General features: G+C 73.7%; 18 protein-coding genes and 1 tRNA gene. 8 read left to right on the top strand and 11 right to left on the bottom strand.

The features are described from left to right. The first annotated feature begins 159 nt into the window (after positions 1–159). Positions 160–231 (top strand) — tRNA-Val (locus tag HBO46_RS13245). A gap of 77 nt (positions 232–308) precedes the next feature. Beyond that, positions 309–770: a GNAT family N-acetyltransferase gene (locus HBO46_RS13240; RefSeq protein ID WP_166140806.1), complete on the top strand. Its 462-nt coding sequence runs from the start codon at positions 309–311 to the stop codon at positions 768–770. A gap of 70 nt (positions 771–840) precedes the next feature. Here the strand turns inward: HBO46_RS13240 and HBO46_RS13235 are convergent, their stop codons facing one another. The 6 genes from HBO46_RS13235 to HBO46_RS13210 all read right to left on the bottom strand — a co-directional run bounded on the left by HBO46_RS13235 (position 841) and on the right by HBO46_RS13210 (position 6,200). Next, complete coding sequence (locus HBO46_RS13235) at positions 841–1,146, bottom strand: DUF6221 family protein (RefSeq protein WP_166140805.1); 306 nt, start codon at positions 1,144–1,146, stop codon at positions 841–843. A 216-nt stretch (positions 1,147–1,362) separates the two neighbouring features. After that, positions 1,363–2,571, bottom strand: a complete 1,209-nt coding sequence (locus tag HBO46_RS13230; protein WP_166140804.1) for a Dyp-type peroxidase — start codon at positions 2,569–2,571, stop codon at positions 1,363–1,365. Continuing rightward, entirely contained in the window at positions 2,568–3,176 is a 609-nt protein-coding gene (locus tag HBO46_RS13225) for a copper chaperone PCu(A)C (protein WP_166140803.1), read from the bottom strand. The genes HBO46_RS13230 and HBO46_RS13225 overlap by 4 nt, the downstream gene beginning before the upstream one ends. A 94-nt stretch (positions 3,177–3,270) precedes the next feature. Next, entirely contained in the window at positions 3,271–4,020 is a 750-nt protein-coding gene (locus HBO46_RS13220; protein ID WP_166140802.1) for a hypothetical protein, read from the bottom strand. A 25-nt stretch (positions 4,021–4,045) separates the two neighbouring features. Continuing rightward, positions 4,046–4,549, bottom strand: a complete 504-nt coding sequence (locus HBO46_RS13215) for a MarR family winged helix-turn-helix transcriptional regulator (protein ID WP_166140801.1) — start codon at positions 4,547–4,549, stop codon at positions 4,046–4,048. Then, on the bottom strand, positions 4,527–6,200 hold the full coding sequence (locus HBO46_RS13210; protein ID WP_166140800.1) for an MDR family MFS transporter: 1,674 nt from the start codon (positions 6,198–6,200) through the stop codon (positions 4,527–4,529). The genes HBO46_RS13215 and HBO46_RS13210 overlap by 23 nt, the downstream gene beginning before the upstream one ends. Before the next feature lie 226 nt (positions 6,201–6,426). Between HBO46_RS13210 and HBO46_RS13205 the strand changes: the two genes are divergently transcribed. Continuing rightward, the gene (locus HBO46_RS13205; RefSeq protein ID WP_166140799.1) at positions 6,427–6,855 is read left to right on the top strand and encodes a hypothetical protein; all 429 of its coding nucleotides are present in this window, start codon (positions 6,427–6,429) and stop codon (positions 6,853–6,855) included. A gap of 66 nt (positions 6,856–6,921) precedes the next feature. Beyond that, positions 6,922–7,839 carry a serine/threonine-protein kinase gene (locus tag HBO46_RS13200; RefSeq protein ID WP_166140798.1) on the top strand — a complete coding sequence of 306 codons (918 nt, stop codon included), beginning with the start codon at positions 6,922–6,924 and terminating at the stop codon, positions 7,837–7,839. On the opposite strand, the gene HBO46_RS13195 is transcribed toward HBO46_RS13200, so the two are convergent. The 3 genes from HBO46_RS13195 to HBO46_RS13185 are packed head-to-tail and all read right to left on the bottom strand — an operon-like array spanning position 7,826 to position 10,327. Next, the gene (locus HBO46_RS13195; RefSeq protein WP_166140797.1) at positions 7,826–8,503 is read right to left on the bottom strand and encodes a response regulator transcription factor; all 678 of its coding nucleotides are present in this window, start codon (positions 8,501–8,503) and stop codon (positions 7,826–7,828) included. The genes HBO46_RS13200 and HBO46_RS13195 overlap by 14 nt on opposite strands. After that, entirely contained in the window at positions 8,488–9,894 is a 1,407-nt protein-coding gene (locus HBO46_RS13190) for a sensor histidine kinase (protein ID WP_224769043.1), read from the bottom strand. Before HBO46_RS13190 ends, HBO46_RS13195 begins: the two co-directional genes overlap by 16 nt. 49 nt (positions 9,895–9,943) lie before the next feature. Continuing rightward, positions 9,944–10,327: a hypothetical protein gene (locus HBO46_RS13185; protein WP_166140795.1), complete on the bottom strand. Its 384-nt coding sequence runs from the start codon at positions 10,325–10,327 to the stop codon at positions 9,944–9,946. A gap of 205 nt (positions 10,328–10,532) precedes the next feature. Here HBO46_RS13185 and HBO46_RS13180 point away from each other — a divergent pair, with 205 nt between their 5' ends. Next, positions 10,533–12,065 carry an AMP-binding protein gene (locus tag HBO46_RS13180; protein WP_166140794.1) on the top strand — a complete coding sequence of 511 codons (1,533 nt, stop codon included), beginning with the start codon at positions 10,533–10,535 and terminating at the stop codon, positions 12,063–12,065. A 45-nt stretch (positions 12,066–12,110) separates the two neighbouring features. Here HBO46_RS13180 and HBO46_RS13175 read toward each other — a convergent pair whose 3' ends face one another. Beyond that, the gene (locus tag HBO46_RS13175) at positions 12,111–12,419 is read right to left on the bottom strand and encodes an antibiotic biosynthesis monooxygenase family protein (protein WP_153324322.1); all 309 of its coding nucleotides are present in this window, start codon (positions 12,417–12,419) and stop codon (positions 12,111–12,113) included. 52 nt (positions 12,420–12,471) lie between these two features. On the opposite strand from HBO46_RS13175, the gene HBO46_RS13170 reads away from it, so the two are divergent. From HBO46_RS13170 to HBO46_RS13160, 3 genes are read left to right on the top strand one after another with little or no spacing between them, the layout of a single operon-like run. After that, positions 12,472–13,632, top strand: a complete 1,161-nt coding sequence (locus HBO46_RS13170; RefSeq protein ID WP_166140793.1) for a Nif3-like dinuclear metal center hexameric protein — start codon at positions 12,472–12,474, stop codon at positions 13,630–13,632. Then, the gene (locus HBO46_RS13165; protein WP_224769041.1) at positions 13,584–14,372 is read left to right on the top strand and encodes a zinc ribbon domain-containing protein; all 789 of its coding nucleotides are present in this window, start codon (positions 13,584–13,586) and stop codon (positions 14,370–14,372) included. Before HBO46_RS13170 ends, HBO46_RS13165 begins: the two co-directional genes overlap by 49 nt. After that, complete coding sequence (locus HBO46_RS13160; RefSeq protein WP_166140792.1) at positions 14,369–15,583, top strand: bifunctional RNase H/acid phosphatase; 1,215 nt, start codon at positions 14,369–14,371, stop codon at positions 15,581–15,583. Before HBO46_RS13165 ends, HBO46_RS13160 begins: the two co-directional genes overlap by 4 nt. Positions 15,584–15,595: 12 nt before the next feature. Here HBO46_RS13160 and yaaA read toward each other — a convergent pair whose 3' ends face one another. Then, positions 15,596–16,375 carry a peroxide stress protein YaaA gene (yaaA, locus tag HBO46_RS13155; RefSeq protein WP_166140791.1) on the bottom strand — a complete coding sequence of 260 codons (780 nt, stop codon included), beginning with the start codon at positions 16,373–16,375 and terminating at the stop codon, positions 15,596–15,598. Positions 16,376–16,384: the final 9 nt, after the last annotated feature.

Raw genomic sequence — 16,384 nt, 5'->3', positions numbered from 1 at the left:
CCCGCGTCCTAGGCTCGGCCGCGTTGGACCGCCGGTGACCCGAGACTCCGGCGGTCCGACGTCGTTTGCGGCCGTCGCCGGGGTCCTCCGGGGGACCGCACCTCGCCCGCTTCGCGCCGGGGCCGGGCTCTCGTCTAGTCTGTGGCCGCGAATCAGCACGGGCGTATAGCTCAGCGGTAGAGCCCCTCGCTTACAACGAGGTGGTCGGGGGTTCGATCCCCTCTGCGCCCACCGGAAGGCCGGCCGCGGCCACTGTGCCCGGCCGTGGTCGGGCCGCGGCTGCGGTCATTCGTGGCACGATCCGCTCCATGACGCAGGCACACGGGTCGAGTGGCCCGCCGGGGGAGGACCGGTACCGCGCGAGGGTCGGTGAGTCGGACGCCGCGCTCGACCAGCGGCTGTCCGACGAGCTGGACGCGGTCAATGCGGCGGCGACCAGGGGAATCCCCCCGGCGCGGGAGCTGACGGTCCGCATCGACGACGAGGCGGGCCAGCTGGCGGCGGGCGTCAGTGGCTGGACCTGGGGCGTCGCCGCCGGGATCGCGATGACCTGGGTGCGCAAGGACACCCGCGGAGCCGGCCTCGGCGCCAGGCTCCTCGCGGAGTTCGAGACGGTGGCCCGGGCGCGCGGGTGCGCCCATGTCTTCGTCACCTCCTTCACCTTCCAGGCGCCGGGCTTCTACGAGCGACACGGGTATCGCGAGATCTTCCGGTGGGAGGACGTGCCCAGCCCCGGCGCCGGCGACGTGCACCTCCGCAAGGACTTCTGAACCGGGATCGAGCCACCTCCCGCCCCGGGCGTGACCTCGACCGGGAGGACCGCCCCGGTGGACACCCCAGTCAGGGTCGCCAGGCGTCGAGGTAGTCGGCGTGGTCGGCGTACGGCAGCGCCAGCAGCTGACGGATCGCGGTGGCGTAGCCGGGCAGGTCGTCGGCGGTGGCGGCCTCGGCCAGCTCCAGCAGTCCCCGCTTGGCCTCGCAGTCGGCCAGCACCCGGGCCACGCCGGTGAGGCTCACCGCGCCCCTCTCGGCCGTTCCGCCTGGGGCCTGCGCACCGCGGTCGTGGCGGACCTGTTCCTCGACCTCGCGGGCCAGCTCCTCGTCCTCATCGATCCGGGCGCGCACGAACTCGACGATCTCGCTCATGGGGCAAGCCTCGCACCCGGCCGTTTTTTCGCGGTCCGATCGAGTTGAAACAAGTCGACTAGCGTACGAATCTGCGAGAGGCTGTGACCGGCCGGCTGGCGGCCCGGACGTGCGCGAGCCCCGGGACCGCCCGGCGGATGTCGGCGTCCTACGGTCGCCCGACGGGGGGGTCGACCGCAGGACGCCGACGCGCCTCCAGGCGGTCTCGCGGGCGGGTCAGCCCAGCAGGGACTGCCCCAGCCAGCTCCCGGGCTCGAAGCCCGGCAGCACCGCGAAGGTCGCCGAGCCGATCGCGGTGGTCCACTCGTTGAGCGAGTCCAGCTCGTCGAGGGTCTGCTGGATCGGGACGAACTGGTCGAGCAGGTCGGCCTGGAAGCTCTGGAAGATCAGGCCCGACTCGACACCGGCGTCGGTGTCGAGCACGTAGTTGGCGCCCTTGCGGAAGATCCGCCGCCCGCCGTTGAGCCCCGGGTGGGAGCGCCGGGCGTGGGCGTCGCGCGCGACCACCAGCCGCCCGCCGGAGCGGGCGCGCAGGTCGACGTCGTCGAGCTCGTCCCCGCCGCTCAGCGGTGCTCCGTCGTCGAGGCGCCGGCCCACCGACTGCTCCTGCTCGTCGCGGGTCAGCTCGTCCCAGGTGTCCAGGTCCATCCGGATCCGGCGCACCACCAGCGTGGTGCCGCCGGCCCAGGGCCCGTCGGGGATCCAGACCGTCTGGTCGAACAGCGGGGTGCCGGGCCGGGGGTTCGCCGAGCCGTCGACCTGTCCGAACAGGTTGCGTCCGGTCACCGGCTGCCCTTGCGGCCCGGTGCCGTTCCACGAGCCCTGCTGGCGCCAGCGCAGGGTCGCGAAGGGCGCCGCGTCCGCCACCAGGCGGCGTACGGCGTGGGCGACGGTGGTGGCGTCGCGGCCGGCGACCTGGAGCACCAGGTCCCCGCCGTTCCAGCGCTCCTGCAGCCGGTCGTGGCGCATCGGGGGCACCTCGCCGAAGCCGGGCGGGGGAGCGCCGAGGCGCCGCGGGCCGAACGCGCCCGGCCCGGCGCCGACGGTGATCGTCAGGTCGGCGTTCGCGGTGGCCAGCCACGGCGCGGTGTCGCCGGGCGCGGGACGCCCCTGGGTGAGCGCCTCGACGTCCCCGGTCCACACCCGCATCAGCCGGCCGAGGGCGTCCCGGTCGGTGCCGGGCAGCAGGTCCAGCGCGACGAGCTCGGTGACGTGGGCGGGCGTGGCCGCCACACCGGGCTGGTGCGGACCGTGCGGGTCGATGGTGCGCCCGGCCCAGGACGAGGTGTCGGGGGCGGCCGCCGGCTCCTCCGCGCGGCCGCTCGACCCGGCGAGGGTCGCGCCGCCGACACCGGCGGCCGCCCCCGCGACCGCCGTGCCGACGTAGCCGAGGAAGCCGCGGCGTCCGACTCCCGAGGTGCTCACGGGTGCTCGGGGTCCTCGTTGCCGTGCTTCTCGTCGCCCTGCTTCTCGTCGTCGCCGTGGTCGTGGGAGCCGTGGTCGTGGTACTGGCCCTCCTCCTCGGTGAAGGCCTTGACCGGCGCGGTGATCTCCTGGGTGCTGCCGTCGGAGAACTCCAGGGTCAGCTCGACCTCGTCGCCGGCCGCGAGCTCCTCGGTGAGGCCCATGAGCATGACGTGGTAGCCGCCGGGCTGGAGCAGCTGGCCGCCCCGGGCCTTGAGCTCGACGCCGTCCTCGGCCTCCTGCATGACGGCCTTGCCGTCGACGTTCGCCATCTCGTGGATCTCCACGGTGCCCGCGACGTCGCTGGAGGCGGAGACGAGCGAGACGCCCTCGTCGCCCTGGTTGGCCAGGTCCATGAACGCCGCGGTCATCGTGGTGTCCTCGGCGCCGTCGGTCGCGCGGACCCACGGGTCGGTCACGACGATCTCGGGGCCGCTGGTGGCGGCGGAGCCGGACTGCTCGGCGGGCTCGGTGTCCTCGCCGCAGGCGCTCAGGACGAGGGCGCCGGCGAGGGCGAGCGCGCCGAGGGCGGAACGGCGGGTACGGCGAGTGGTGGTGCGGTGCATGGGATCTCCTCCAAGACATGGATGGGTGGCGCGCGGGACGCGCGCGGGGGCCGGGTCCAGCGGGGACCCGGCGGGAGGCCTGGCGTGGTGCGGCTCAGGCGGGGAGGAGAGGCGGTGGGCCGCGTCGGGCGACCTGGTGGCGGAGCACTCGCTCCGGGCCGGGACGCCACCCGCTGTCGACTGGCGGGCACTGCCGTCCGGCGGCCAGGGTGTCGCGCACGGCCGCGAGGCCGGCGTCGAGCAGGACGTGGGCGCGGGCGGCGGCCGCGAGCCGGGCGACGCCGAGGTGCAGCAGGTGCCACAGGGCGCGCTCGCCGACCGCGAGCCACAGGCCGAGTGCGACCGCCCCCAGCGTGTGCGTGAGGAGCATCGCCGGGCCCTGCTCGGTGACGTGGGCGAGCTGGTGCCCGGCCAGGTCGGCGAGCCAGGAGAACGGGTCGCTCGCGTGTCCGGCGGGCGTCGCGTCGGCGGCCGCGGCGTACTGGTCGAGCAGGGGGCCGGTACGACGGCCCGAGGAGTCGGTGACCTCGAGGAGGGCACCCGGTGCGACGGCCCCCGCCGCCCCCGATGCGCTGGACGCGGCGCGGTCACCTGCGTGGCCGGCGAGCGCGCTCAGCGCGACGTGGGTGAGCGCCTGGCCGCCGACCACCAGCGCCACGAGGCGTCCGGTGGAGGCGCGCGAGCGCAGGAACGGCACCGCGACGACGCTGGTCAGGCCCAGCAGGGCGAGCAGCACCACGGGATGGGGGAGTGCGCCGTCGGCCGCGACGTGGGAGAGGACCCCGGCACCGAGCGCGGCCACGGCGAGGACCACGGAGCGGGTCCACAGCAGCGGTGTGCTCATCGTGTCTCTCTCGTCGGGTGCGCCCTCAGGCTACCGAGACACCGGCGCCGCTGTCCTCGGACCCGGCCTCCAGATGAGTGAGATCGGCGTCGTTGAGCCGGGTCAGCAGGTCGCGGAGCTGCTGGACCTCGGTGAGGGTCCAGCCCTCGAGCTGCCCGTGCAGCAGCTCGCGGGCGCGCGTGTCGATCCCGGCGAGGGCCGCCGTGCCGGCGGGGGTGAGCTCGAGCAGCTGGCTGCGCCGGTCGTCCGGGTCGGCCTCGCGGCTGATCAGTCCGAGCTGCTCGAGCTGGGCGACCGCCCGGCTCACCGCGCCCTTGTCGGCCTGCACCCGGTGCACGAGGGCGCCCTGCGGGCATCGGCCGAGGCGCTGGGCGGCGGTGAGCAGGGCGAAGCCGAGCGGGGTCAGGTCGGGGTGGACGCTGCTCGCGTGCTCCCGCAGGCGGCGGCGCGAGGCCGCCGCCATCCGGGTGAACTGGGCCTCGATCTCGCCGACGGCCGCGGCGAGGTCAGCGGTGGTCGCGTCCGTCACCGGGGTGCTCCGGTCCGTTCTGGCCGGCCGCGGCCTCGGCGGTGGCCGCCAGGGCCACCGCGCTCTCCTCGGCGCTGAACTTCTCGTGACGCGTCATCGTGCCGAGCGCGAGGTTCGGCAGCAGGGCCACGGCGAGCACCGTCAGCAGGCCCATCGGGGCGGCCACCACGAAGATGTCGGCCACCGAGGCGCCGTACACCGACTCCACGACGGCCCGCACCGGCTCGGGCAGGCTGCTCACCGCGGGGATGGAGCCGCTCTGCAGGGCCGCGGCGACCTCCTTGCCCTGGGACCCGAGCGACCCGATGGCCGTCTGCAGGTCGCCGGCGCGCTCGGCCATGTGGGAGGTGACCTTGTTGCCGAGCACCGCGCCGAGGACGGCGACGCCGATGGTGCCGCCGACGGTGCGGAAGAAGTTCACCCCGGAGCTCGCGACCCCGAGGTCGCGCGGGGGGACGGCGTTCTGCACGACGAGCACCAGGTTCTGCATCACCAGGCCGACGCCGGAGCCGAGGACGAACATGTAGACCGAGACCAGCACGAAGTTGGTGTCGTACTCGATCGTGCCCATCAGGCCCATGCCGATGGTCAGCAGGATCGAGCCGCCGAGGACGTAGGGCTTCCAGACGCCGGTCTTGGTGATCTGGCGACCGGCGATCGAGGAGACCAGGAAGAGGCCCAGCATCATCGGCAGCGTCATCAGGCCGGACTCGGTGGCCGAGGCGCCGCGGGCCAGCTGCATGTACTGCGAGAGGAAGACGGTGGTGCCGAACATCGCGACGCCGACCGAGAGGCTGCCGATGACCGCCCAGGTGAAGGTGCGGTTGCGGAACAGCGTCAGCGGGATCAGCGGCTCGCTGGCGCGCAGCTCCACGGCGACGAAGCCGGCGATGCCGACGAGGGTGCCGCCGACCATCCAGGCGGTGGTCGCGCTGGCCCAGGCGAAGGAGCTGCCGACCAGGGAGATCCAGATCAGCAGCGTGGAGACCGACGCCGACAGCAGCACGATGCCGGCGTAGTCGATGCTCACCTTGCGCTTCGGCAGCGGGTGCAGGTGCAGGGTCTTCTGGATCATCACCAGCGCGACGACGGCGACCGGGACCGCGACGTAGAAGTTGTAGCGCCAGTTCGACAGGTCGGTGATCGCACCGCCGATGAGCGGTCCGCCGACGGTGGCCAGCGCCATGACGCCGCCGAACAGGCCCATGTACTTGCCGCGCTCACGCGGCGAGATGATGTCCGCCATCGCGATCTGGGTCAGGGCGCCCAGACCACCGGCGCCGATGCCCTGGATGGCGCGGCAGCCGATCAGCCACTCGCTGTTCTGGGCGAAGCCGGCGGCGGCGCTGGCCAGGATGAAGATCACCAGGGCCAGCTGGAGCAGCAGCTTGCGGTCGAAGAGGTCGGCGAGCTTGCCCCAGATCGGGGTGGAGACAGCCGTGGTGAGCAGGGTGGCGGTGACCACCCAGGTGTACGCCGTCTGGCCGCCGCCGAGGTCGGCGAGGATCACCGGCAGCGAGGTGCTGACGACGGTCGTCGCCAGCATCGAGACGAACATGCCGAGCAACAGCCCCACCAGAGGCTTCAACGGACTTCCCGAGGGTCCGGAGGTGGCGGCCGGGAAACCGGTCGCGACGGTGGGTGTACTCATGCAGTGCTCCATCAAGGTTGTCGAAGGCAATTGTTGTTCTTCGCAACGATAGGCGTCCGGGCCGCTCCTCACGACATCCGGCGGGACGTGAGAGTGCTCTCATCGGGGGCTCATGGGCGGCTCACCGTGGGCGGCGAGAGTCGTGGGTGCAAGCACGGATCCGCCGCCACTCGGGAGGCGGACCACCCCTGCGTGCCGGGCTCGGACCCGGCAGAGAGGAACGATCATGAGGAAGCTCGTGAGCATCGCCACCCTGGGCGTCGCCGGAGGTGTCGCGGCCGGTCTCGTCGCGTTCCAGACCCCGAGCGTTGCGGCCGACGAGGGTGTCTACCAGCGCAAGGACGACCAGCCCGACGTGGTGCTGGCGGTCGATGACGAGGACGACGACGACACCTTCGGACGGGACGCCGCCACCAACACCCGCGACCCCAAGACCAAGGCGACCCGCGACACCCGCAGCCGCGACACCGGCGACAGCCGCTCGCGCGCGGACAACACCAACAGCCGGGTCACTGCTGTCAGCCGCGACCGCGACCGCAGCCGTGGCGACCTCACCAAGGACTGGACCCGGGACGGCGGAGACAAGACCCGGGACCGCACGAAGAACTCCACCAACGACCGCTCCCGCAACGACACCCGCGCCGTCCGCCGCTGAGCGACGAGCACCCCGGCGCGACCAGCAGGCACGACCAGCAGGCACGACCCTCAAGGAGGAGAACCGATGAGCGTCACCACCGCACCGCCCCGCGCCGCGGTCCCGGAGACGACCCGCGACGGGTGGGACCTGGGCGAGGGCGACCCGATCACGCCAGAGCTCAGCGTCGTGCGGCTGCTCGGCGGCGGGTCGGCCTACGAGGCCTACCTCGCCTTCGACGAGGTCACCTACGGGCCGGTGGTGGTGAAGGTGCTGCGGCCGGGTCAGGTCGAGGACCCGGACAGCCTGCGCGGCCTGCGCCGCGAGGTGGAGGCGCTCGCGACCGTCAACCACCCGGTGGTGGTGCGCGCCCTGCGGCACCGGCTGGACGGGCCGCGGCCCCACGTCGTCCTCGAGCAGGTCGACGGGCCGCGCCTGTCCACGCTGGTGCGCAGGTACGGCCCGCTCCCCGAGCAGCAGTACCTGCCGCTGGCGATCGAGGTCGCCGGCGCACTGCACTACCTGCGCGGCCTCGGGTGGACCCACCTGGACATCAAGGCGGCCAACGTGATCATGGGCGCGCCGGCCCGGCTGATCGACCTGTCGGTGGCCCGTCCGGTCGACGCGGCCGCCTCCCTGCGCAGCGTGATCGGCACCGACGCCTACCTCGCCCCCGAGCAGGCCGACCCCGGGGGCGCGGGGGTGCCATGCCCGGCGAGCGACGTGTGGGGGCTGGCCGCGACGGTGTTCGAGGCCGTGGCCGGCTACCGGCCCTTCGAGTCGGGGGACCTGAAGGCGCCCGACGTACGCGAGCGGTGGCCGCAGCTGGTCCAGGCGCCGCGCGCGCTGCCCGACGGAGTGCCCGGCGAGGTCGTCGAGGCGCTGCACGCCGGCCTGGACAAGGATCCCGCGCGCCGACCGCTGCCGGCACAGTTCGCCGAGATGCTGGAGCCGGCGCTGGCGCGTCAGCCGCGGGCGCGCTTCGCCGGGTTCAAGGTGCGCTGACGAAGCGGTAGCCCATGCCCCGCACGGTCTCGATGCGGGCCGCGCCGAACTTGCGGCGCAGGTAGCCGACGTACACGTCGACGACGTTGGAGCCGGGGTCGAAGTCGAGGCCCCAGACGTGGTCGAGGAGCTGCTCGCGCGACAGCACCTGGCCGGGGTTGAGCATGAAGATCTCGGCGAGGGAGAACTCCCGGGCGGACAGGTCGACCTGCCGCCCGGCGACGGTGGCGCGGCGGGTGCGCAGGTCGAGGCGCAGGCCGCCGGCGTCCACCGCGTCGCGGGCGCCGGCCTCGCCGCCCGGCTGGGCCTGGCGCAGGCGCAGCCGCACCCGGGCGATGAGCTCGGCGAAGCGGAACGGCTTCGGCATGTAGTCGTCGGCGCCGCCCTCCAGCGCCGACACGGTGTCGGTCACCGAGTCCCGCGCGGTGAGCACGATCACGGGCATCCGTGAGCCCTGGGCGCGCAGCTGCTCGAGCACGGCGAAGCCGTCCATCCCGGGCAGCCCGATGTCGAGGACCATCAGGTCGAAGTCCCCGCTCAGGGCGCGGTCCAGCCCGCCGGGGCCGTCGCCGACGACGGTGGCCAGATGGCCCTCGGCGCGCAGGCCCTTGGCGACGAAGGACGCGATGCGCGCCTCGTCCTCGACGATCAGGATGCGGGCCACGCGGGGACCTCCGGGTGCTGGGTGCGGGTGCGGGTGGGGACGGTCAGGACCACCTTGGTCCCCTCCGTCCAGGTCGGGTCCAGCGCCACCGTGCCGCCGTGGGCCTGGGCGATGGCGCGGACGATGGACAGGCCGAGGCCGAAGCCCTCGTCGTCGGCCGGGATCGTGCTGCGGCCGAAGCGCTCGAAGATCCTCTCGCGGTCCGCCTCGGGGACGCCCGGGCCGGTGTCGCGTACCCACCAGTGCAGCCCGGAGGCATCGCGCGCCGAGCCCACGGCGATGGTGTCGCCGGGCCCGGTGTGCTTGATGGCGTTGTCGCACAGGGCGAGCACGGCCTGGGTCAGCCGCTGCGCGTCGGCGTACGCCGTGCCCTCGGCGCGGGAGTCGACGGTCCAGTTCCGTGCGCCGAGCCCGCGTGCCTTGGCGGCCACGTCGTCGGTGAGCGCGGCGATGTCCACCGGCTCGAGGCGGACGAAGTCGGGGCGGTCGCTCTTGGCGAGCAGGATCAGGTCGCCGACCAGCCGCGACATCCGGTCGACCTCGTCGAGCAGCAGCTCCTTGGTCTCGGCCACGTCGTCGGGGCTCCCGACGTCGAGGAGCTCGAGGTGGCCGCGCAGGACGGTCAGCGGGGTCTTGAGCTCGTGTCCGGCGTCGTCGAGGAACTCGCGCTGGCCGACGAACGCGGCGTCCAGGCGGGCCAGCATGCTGTTGACGGTGCGCGTCAGCGCGGTGATGTCGTCGTTGCCGGTCTCGGGGATCCGGCGCGACAGGTCGGTGGCACCCAGCTCGTCGGCGGTCTCGCGCAGCGTGCGCAGCGGTGCCAGCAGGCGTCCGGCCTGCCAGAAGGCGAACGCCGTGATCAGCAGCATCGACAGCAGCGAGACGATGGCGTAGGTGCGCATGGTGTCGATCAGCTCCGCGCGGTCCTCGGCGAGCTTGATCGCCACCAGCAGCGCGCCCCGCTCGCGCCCGCGGGTCAGCGGCTGGCTGGCGATGAGGACCTCGCCCTCGGCGGTGTCCAGCCGGGTGCTGCCTCCGTCCCGCACGAGCGGGCGCGCGGCGTCCTGGAACGCGGGGTCCTGCGCGAGCGCATCCGCCGGGGAGCGCACCACCGGTCGGTCCCCGACCCAGCCGACGAGCAGCTCGTCGTCGTCGGGGACGTTGCGCTCCATGAACAGCACCAGCACGTCCTTGACCGAGGCGAACGGCTCGCCGGTCTGCGGGTCCACCCCCTCGCGGCTCAGCAGGTCGAACTCGTCGAGTTCCTGCTCGACCTCCTCGGTGGTCTGCGCCTCGATGCGCTGGCTCTCCACCAGGTAGACGATGAGCCCGGCGCCGCCGAGGGTCAGCCCGACCAGCAGCGCCACCGTGAGGGTGATGCGGGCGCGCACGGAGACACCCGACCTGCGCAGTCGGGCGTCCGGGTGCGGGGCGGGGTGCTCAGCCGTCGTCGTCCCCGTCCCGGTCGTCGTCGGAGTCGTCCCGGTCATCGGAGTCGTCTCGGTCATCGGAGTCGGCCGGGTCGTCGGCGTCTTCGGGGTCGAGGTCGCGCGGCTGCGGGATGACGACCTCGATGTCGTCGGGGTCGTCGGCGTTGTCGGCGTTGTCGGCGTCGTCGGCGTCGTCGGGCGTCGGGGTGCGGGTGGGGTCCGGGGTGCGCGTGCTGCCCGGTGCCGGGCGGTCGCGGGGCGAGGAGGTCTCCAGGACGATCCGGGGGCGCGGCGCGGGGTCCTCCGCGGAGGTGGCGGCGAGCGAGCCCGCGACGTATCCACCCAGGGGGAGCACGAGCGCGAGCCCGAGGAGGACCTGCCACACCTTGCTCATGGTGAGCACGATCCTGCCTCACGATGGGCGGCGGGTGAGACCTGGATGAGAGGACTCTCATCGAGGTGGGCGGGTGCTCGCCGGCAGGTGGGCCGTTGAGCGCGCCCGGCGCGCCGCTCGGCGCACGCTCCGCGGCGTGCCGGGGGAGCGCGGGGGAGGCTCACTACAGTGGCCTGCGTCACCGTCGAGCTCGGAGGAGATGCCCGTGATCGTGCCGTTCAGTGTGTCCGACTTCATCGACCGTGCTGTGGGCGTGTACGCCGACCGGGTGGGCGTGGTGGACGAGCCCGAGCAGCCCGCTGCGTCTCAGGGGGCGCTCACCTGCGCCGAGATCGGCGAGCTCGCCCGCCGGCAGGCCGCGCGGCTCGACGAGCTCGGGATCGGGTTCGGGGAGCGGGTGGCGGTGGTGAGCCACAACAGCGCCCGGCTGCTGACCTCGTTCTTCGGGGTCGCGGGGTTCGGCCGGGTGCTCGTGCCGGTGAACTTCCGGCTGCGGCCCGAGGAGGTCCAGTACATCGTCGAGCAGTCCGGTGCCCGGGTGCTCTACGTCGACCCCGAGATCGACGAGGCGCTCGGCTCGGTCACCTGCGAGCACCGCTTCGTGCTGGGGAACGACGACGACCTCTACGCCCCGCCCGGTGCCGAGCCGCAGCCGTGGGAGCCGGACGAGAACGCCACGGCGTGCATCAACTACACCTCCGGCACCACCGCCCGGCCCAAGGGCGTGCAGATCACCCACCGCAACATCTGGGTCAATGCCACGACGTTCGCGATGCACGCCGGCGTGAGCGACCGTGACGTGTACCTCCACACGCTGCCGATGTTCCACGCCAACGGGTGGGGGATGCCGTTCGCGGCCACCGGCCTCGGCGTCAAGCAGGTGGTGATCCGCAAGATCGACGGCGCAGAGATCCTGCGGCGCGTGGCCGAGCACGGGGTGACCTTCATGTGTGCCGCGCCGGCGGTGGTGGCCGCGGTGCTGGAGGCCGCCCAGACCTGGGAGGGGCCGATCCCCGGTCGCGACAAGGTCCGCATCATCGTGGCCGGCGCGCCGCCGCCCACGCGGACCGTCGCGCGGGTGGAGGAGGAGCTGGGCTGGGAGTTCATCCAGATCTACGGGCTCACCGAGACCTCCCCGCTGCTCACCATCAACCGCTCGCGCCAGGAGTGGGACCACCTCAGCACCGAGGAGCGAGCCGCCAAGCTGGTGCGCGCCGGGGCGCCGGCCCTCGGCGTACGACTCGGGCTCGGGCCGGACCACGAGGTGCTGGCCCGCTCGAACGTCGTGCTCGAGGGCTACTGGGAGAAGCCGGAGGAGACCGCGGCGGCGCTCGCGGACGGCTGGTTCCACACCGGCGACGGCGGCACGATCGACGAAGAGGGCTACCTCACGATCAAGGACCGCAAGAAGGACGTGATCATCACCGGCGGCGAGAACGTCTCCTCGATCGAGGTCGAGGACGTGCTGTTCTCCCACCCGGCGGTCGCCGAGGTCGCGGTGATCGGCGTGCCCGACGAGAAGTGGGGCGAGACGATCATGGCCCTCGTCGTCCTCGCGCCAGGCGAGCAGGTCACCGAGGCCGACCTGATCGCCTGGTGCAAGGAGCGAGCCGCGGGCTACAAGGCCCCGACCGCCGTGGAGTTCCGCACCGACCTGGCCCGCACCGCCACCGGCAAGCTGCAGAAGTTCAAGCTGCGCGCGCCGTACTGGGAGGGCCGCGACCGCCAGGTCAACTGACCCCCGCCGAGTCGGCACGAACGTGCGCCGACTCGGCGGGAGGGATCAGGCGGAGGGCTTGACGTCGAGGACGACCTCGAACTCCAGGAGCTCGGCGCCGGAGGCGACGGGCTTGCCGTGCTGGCCGGCGTGGGCGGTGCGGGCGTCGCCGTCGCGCCAGGCGGCGAAGGACTCCTCGTCGGCCCAGCGGGTGACGACGAAGTAGCGCTCCTCTCCGGCGGTCGGGCGGAGCAGCTCGAAGCCCTCGAAGCCGGGCGAGCCCTCGACGGTGTGGGCGCGCGCGGCGAAGCGGCGCTCGAGCTCCTCGGCGGCCTGCGGGGGGACCGAGATGGCGTTGATCTTCACGACTGACATGAGCCCGAGCGTAGTCCGGGTGCCTGCGCAGCCCCCCGCTAGCCTGAGCGCCATGCCCTCCTCCGAGCCGACCCTGCGCGACCTCGTCGACCTGCTGCACGGGTGGTACCCGCCCGCCAGCGCGGAGTCGTGGGACGCCGTCGGGCTGGTCCTGGGCGACCCGGACGCGCGGGTCTCGAAGGTGATGTTCGCCGTCGACCCGACCGAGGCAGTGGCCCGCGAGGCCGCCGAGTGGGGCGCGGACCTGCTGGTCGTGCACCACCCGCTGTTCCTCAGGGCGGTGCACGGCGTGCCCGCCACCACCCCCAAGGGGCGGGCCCTCGCCACCCTGGCCAAGGCCTCGTGCGCGCTGCTCACCGCCCACACCAACGCCGACCAGGCCGAGGGCGGCGTCTCCGAGGCGCTCGCCCACGCGCTCGGCGTGAGCGACCTGCGCCCGATCCTCCCGGCGCCCGCGACCGCCCTCGACAAGCTCACCGCCTTCGTGCCGGTCGACGCCGCCCAGGTCGTGCGCGCCGCGCTGGCCGAGGCGGGCGCCGGCCGGATCGGGGACTACGACCACGCGTCGTTCTCCACCCCGGGCCAGGGCCGCTTCCGTCCGCTGGCGGGCGCGCAGCCGAGCATCGGCGCGGTGGGCGTGCCCGAGGTGGTCGCCGAGGAGCGCGTGGAGGTCGTCCTCGAGCGGCACCTGCGTCCCCGGGTGGTGGCCGCGATGCTGCGCGCACACCCCTACGAGGAGCCGGCGTACGACGTCGTCGAGCTCGCCGACCCGCAGATCGCCGACACCGGCACCGGGCGCATCGGCACCGTCGCGCGCACCACGCTGGGGGAGTTCGCCGAGGCGGTCGCCGCCGCCCTGCCCGCGACCGCCCACGGGGTCCGGGTGGCCGGCGACCCCGACCGGCCGGTACGACGCGTGGCACTGTGCGGCGGATCGGGCGACTTCCTGCTCGACACCGTCGCCGGGACCGACGCGGACGTCTACGTCACGAGTGACCTGCGGCACCATCCGGCGTCCGAGTTCGTGGAGAAGGGCGGCCCTGCCCTCGTGGACGTGGCGCACTGGGCGGCGGAGTGGACCTGGCTGCCGGTCGTGGAGGCGCGCGTGAAGGCGGCGCGGGGCGATACGGTGGAGACCCGGGTCAGCACGACGTGCACCGATCCGTGGACCTTCCGTCCGTCCCACCCCGAAGCACCAGGAGCCCCGCGCTGAAAGCCGACCCGTACGCCCAGCTGAAGCTTCTCGATGTCCAGGCGCTCGACACCCGCGCCGACCAGCTGCGGCACCAGCGTGCCCGCCTCCCCGAGATCGCGCGTCTCGCCGAGCTGTCCGCCAAGCACGCCGACGTCGCCAACCTCGCGCGCGACGCCCGCATCGACGTCGACGACCTGACCCTGGAGCAGTCCAAGGTCGACGCCGACGTCGAGCAGGTCAAGACCCGCCGCGACCGCGACCGCGACCGCATCGACCAGGGCCTGATCGCCAACCCGCGCGACCTCGAGCGGATGGGCCACGAGCTGCAGTCCCTCGAGCGCCGCATCGCGAGCCTGGAGGACCAGGAGCTCGAGGTCATGGAGCGCCTCGAGACCGCCCAGGCGCGCCTCGACGAGCTCACCGGCATGCTCACCGAGACCGAGGCGGAGATCGCCGAGCTCGAGGCATCCCGCGACGAGAAGCAGCGCGAGATCGACGCCAAGCTCGTCGACGTGGAGGCCCAGCGCGGTCCCGCCGTCGAGGGCCTCCCGGCCGACCTGCTGGCGCTCTACGACAAGCTGCGTGCCGCGAAGGCCGGGATCGGGGCGGCCGAGTTGCGCCAGCGCCGCTGCAACGGCTGCCAGCTCGGCATCGACGCCGCCGAGCTCGCGTCGATCAAGGCCAAGCCGGCCGACACCGTGGTGCGGTGCGAGGAGTGCTCCCGCATTCTGGTCCGCACCTCCGAGTCCGGGCTGTGAGCGCGCGCCGCGTCGTCATCGAGGCCGACGGGGGCTCGCGGGGCAACCCCGGCCCGTCGGCGTACGGCGCGGTGCTCCGCGATGCCGACACCGGCGAGGTGATCGCCGAGGACGGCACCACCCTCGGGGTGGCGACCAACAACGTCGCGGAGTACTCCGGGCTGATCGCCGGGCTGCGCCTGGCAGCCGCGCACGCGCCCGACGCCGAGGTCGAGGTCCGCATGGACTCCAAGCTCGTCGTCGAGCAGATGTCGGGGCGCTGGAAGATCAAGCACCCCGACATGGTCCCGCTCGCCGCGGAGGCCACCAGCCTCGCGCCGTTCGGCACGACGTACACCTGGGTGCCGCGCGCCGAGAACGCCTACGCCGACCGGCTCGCCAACGAGGCCCTCGACGGGCGTCGCCACGGCGTGACCGTGCACCTCGACACCAGCGACGAGGAGTCGCTGATCGAGGAGATCGAGAGCCCCGCGTCGGCGGCCGAGGGCGAGCGCCCGGCGAGCATCCAGGCCCAGGCCCGTGGCTGGTCCGCCGGCACCGGTGAGCCGACCACGCTGGTCCTGGTGCGCCACGGCGTCACCGCCCACACCCTCGAGAAGCGCTTCTCCGGCGGTCTGGCCAGCGCCAACCCCGGGCTCAGCGACGAGGGCCGCGCCCAGGTCCGCGCGACGGCGGAGTGGATCGCCCCGATCGCCGAGCAGGTCGACCTCGTCGTCGCCTCGCCGGTACGCCGCACCCGCGAGTCGGCGGAGATCGTCAGCGAGGTGCTCGGCGTCCCGCTGGCCGAGGAGGCGGGCTTCGCGGAGATGGAGTTCGGCCACTGGGACGGGCTCACCTTCGGTGAGGTCGCCGAGCGGCACCGCGAGGAGTTGGACTCCTGGCTCGGCTCCCTGGACAACGCGCCGCGCGGGGGCGAGTCGTTCCGGGTCGTGGAGAAGCGGGTCCTCGCCGGGCTGGAGCGCGTGCTCGACGAGCACGCCGGGCGCACGATCGTGGTGGTCAGCCACGTCACGCCGATCAAGACGCTGGTCGCGCACGCCGTGGGGGCGCCGCTCGACGCGGTCTTCCGCATGGAGCTGACCCCGGCGTCGGTCACCGTGCTGTCGTTCTACCCGCCGGGTGCCGGCGAGAGCGAGCCGCGCGCCTCGATGCGGCTCTACAACGCCCAGCCGCCGGGCCTCGACGCCTTCGTCGACCCGGCTCGCTGGTAGCCGCAGGCCTCCTCAGAGGTCGCTGACCACGACGTCGAGCTGGGTGCCCTTCGCGGTGGGGGCACCCACCTCGACGTGCCAGGAGAGGTCGCGCAGCGCCTCGGCGAGCGCCTCGGGCGTGCGCGGGGCGGCGCCGGACTCCATCAGGGCCCGCACGATGCGCCCCTTGGTGGCCTTGTTGAAGTGGCTGACCACCTTGCGCCTGCCGGCGGACTCGTGCAGCACCCGCACCGTGGCCACCCGCGGCGCGAGGTCGGCCGGTGCTCGCCAGAACGCGGCGTACGCGCTCGAGCGCAGGTCGACGAGCAGCCCGTCGCCGAGCGCCTCGGTGACGGCCGGGCCGAGGTGCTCGCGCCAGAGCGCGGCGACCGGTCCGACCCCGGGCAGCGAGGTCCCGCCGGAGAGGCGGTACGCCGGGATCCGGTCGGACGGGCGGACCAGGCCGAACAGCGCCGAGGCGATCGCAACCCGGCTGCCGAGGCGACGCTTGGCGGCGGGGGAGAGGGTCGCGACGTCCATCGCGTCGTACAGCACCCCGGTGTAGACGGCGTCCGCGCGCGCCGTGGGCGCCTGCGGGAGGGCCGCGTTGGCGCTGACCAGGGCGAGCTGGGTGCGGCCGAGATCGAGCACCTCGGCGGCCTTGTCGGGGTCGCCCGCGCAGAGGTCGACCAGGGCGTCCAGGAGCCGGGCCCGCGGCTCGGTGAGGACCGGCAGGGACAGCGTCGCGAGGTCGAGCGGGTGGCCGCGCCGGGGCGCGGCCTTGCCCTCGCTGGGAGGCAGCAGGATCAGCACGTGGCTATC

It is taken from the genome of Nocardioides ochotonae, assembly GCF_011420305.2.
GTDB lineage: Bacteria > Actinomycetota > Actinomycetes > Propionibacteriales > Nocardioidaceae > Nocardioides > Nocardioides ochotonae.
This window is presented reverse-complemented; position numbering and strand designations above follow the sequence as displayed.

What these genes read in the sequence shown, in the direction of transcription:
- HBO46_RS13240 (WP_166140806.1), top strand. Translation starts at nt 309, where the DNA reads ATGACGCAGGCACACGGGTCGAGTGGCCCGCCGGGGGAGGACCGGTAC.
- HBO46_RS13235 (WP_166140805.1), bottom strand. Translation starts at nt 1,146, where the DNA reads ATGAGCGAGATCGTCGAGTTCGTGCGCGCCCGGATCGATGAGGACGAG.
- HBO46_RS13225 (WP_166140803.1), bottom strand. Translation starts at nt 3,176, where the DNA reads ATGCACCGCACCACCACTCGCCGTACCCGCCGTTCCGCCCTCGGCGCG.
- HBO46_RS13220 (WP_166140802.1), bottom strand. Translation starts at nt 4,020, where the DNA reads ATGAGCACACCGCTGCTGTGGACCCGCTCCGTGGTCCTCGCCGTGGCC.
- HBO46_RS13210 (WP_166140800.1), bottom strand. Translation starts at nt 6,200, where the DNA reads ATGAGTACACCCACCGTCGCGACCGGTTTCCCGGCCGCCACCTCCGGA.
- HBO46_RS13205 (WP_166140799.1), top strand. Translation starts at nt 6,427, where the DNA reads ATGAGGAAGCTCGTGAGCATCGCCACCCTGGGCGTCGCCGGAGGTGTC.
- HBO46_RS13200 (WP_166140798.1), top strand. Translation starts at nt 6,922, where the DNA reads ATGAGCGTCACCACCGCACCGCCCCGCGCCGCGGTCCCGGAGACGACC.
- HBO46_RS13185 (WP_166140795.1), bottom strand. Translation starts at nt 10,327, where the DNA reads ATGAGCAAGGTGTGGCAGGTCCTCCTCGGGCTCGCGCTCGTGCTCCCC.
- HBO46_RS13175 (WP_153324322.1), bottom strand. Translation starts at nt 12,419, where the DNA reads ATGTCAGTCGTGAAGATCAACGCCATCTCGGTCCCCCCGCAGGCCGCC.
- HBO46_RS13170 (WP_166140793.1), top strand. Translation starts at nt 12,472, where the DNA reads ATGCCCTCCTCCGAGCCGACCCTGCGCGACCTCGTCGACCTGCTGCAC.